General features: G+C 59.2%; 1 rRNA gene (only partly in view). It reads right to left on the bottom strand.

Annotated elements, in window-relative coordinates:
- Positions 1-1444 (bottom strand): 16S ribosomal RNA (locus J3T92_RS09385) (it extends 188 nt beyond the left edge of the window).
- Between the last annotated feature and the right edge of the window lie 206 nt (positions 1445-1650).

Below are 1650 nucleotides of genomic sequence, written 5' to 3'. Positions count from 1 at the left end.
CTCCCCCCCAAACGGGTTGGGCCACCGGCTTCGGGTGCTGCCCACTTTCATGACTTGACGGGCGGTGTGTACAAGGCCCGGGAACGCATTCACCGCGGCGTTGCTGATCCGCGATTACTAGCGACTCCGCCTTCACGGAGCCGGGTTGCAGGCTCCGATCCGAACTGAGACCGGTTTTCAGGGATCCGCTCCATGTCACCATGTCGCATCCCGTTGTACCGGCCATTGTAGCATGCGTGAAGCCCTGGACGTAAGGGGCATGATGATCTGACGTCATCCCCACCTTCCTCCGGGTTAACCCCGGCGGTCCCCCGTGAGTTCCCACCATAACGTGCTGGCAACACGAGGCGAGGGTTGCGCTCGTTGCGGGACTTGACCCAACATCTCACGACACGAGCTGACGACGACCATGCACCACCTGTGAACCGGCCCCGAAGGGAAGCCGCGTCTCCGCGGCCGTCCGGCACATGTCAAGCCCAGGTAAGGTTCTTCGCGTTGCATCGAATTAATCCGCATGCTCCGCCGCTTGTGCGGGCCCCCGTCAATTTCTTTGAGTTTTAGCCTTGCGGCCGTACTCCCCAGGCGGGATGCTTAACGCGTTAGCTCCGACACGGAACCCGTGGAACGGGCCCCACATCCAGCATCCACCGTTTACGGCGTGGACTACCAGGGTATCTAATCCTGTTCGCTCCCCACGCTTTCGCTCCTCAGCGTCAGTGACGGCCCAGAGACCTGCCTTCGCCATCGGTGTTCTTCCCGATATCTACACATTCCACCGTTACACCGGGAATTCCAGTCTCCCCTACCGCACTCCAGTCCGCCCGTACCCGGCGCCGATCCACCGTTAAGCGATGGACTTTCACACCAGACGCGACGAACCGCCTACGAGCTCTTTACGCCCAATAAATCCGGATAACGCTTGCACCCTACGTATTACCGCGGCTGCTGGCACGTAGTTAGCCGGTGCTTATTCGAAAGGTACACTCACTCTCGCTTGCTCCCAATCAAAAGCGGTTTACAACCCGAAGGCCGTCATCCCGCACGCGGCGTCGCTGCATCAGGCTTTCGCCCATTGTGCAATATTCCCCACTGCTGCCTCCCGTAGGAGTCTGGGCCGTATCTCAGTCCCAATGTGGCCGGTCGCCCTCTCAGGCCGGCTACCCGTCGAAGCCTTGGCAGGCCATCACCCCGCCAACAAGCTGATAGGACGCGACCCCATCCCATGCCGGTAAACCCTTTCCCACACCATCATGCGACAGTGCGGAGCATCCGGCATTACCACCCGTTTCCAGGAGCTATTCCGAAGCATGGGGCAGGTTGGTCACGCATTACTCACCCGTTCGCCACTCTCACCGCCAAGCAAGCTTGACGGATCCCGTTCGACTTGCATGTGTTAAGCACGCCGCCAGCGTTCATCCTGAGCCAGAATCAAACCCTCCACAAAAAACCATGAAGAAGCCGAAACGACTCACATCAATAATTGACGGGCCAGCTTCCATAAGGAGGAAACCAACCCACGAAAAACCCCGACACCCCTCACAACGCTCCCGCGTACCCGGCAACAGCCGGGCGGGCATCGGACTGGCAATCAAAAAGCTATAAGTAGCACAAACACGCTCTTGAGTTCTCAAACCACCACCACACCAACAA

Origin of the sequence: Bifidobacterium sp. B4081 (assembly GCF_026537335.1) — a bacterium.
In the GTDB taxonomy this organism is placed as follows: Bacteria; Actinomycetota; Actinomycetes; order Actinomycetales; family Bifidobacteriaceae; genus Bombiscardovia.
This window is presented reverse-complemented; position numbering and strand designations above follow the sequence as displayed.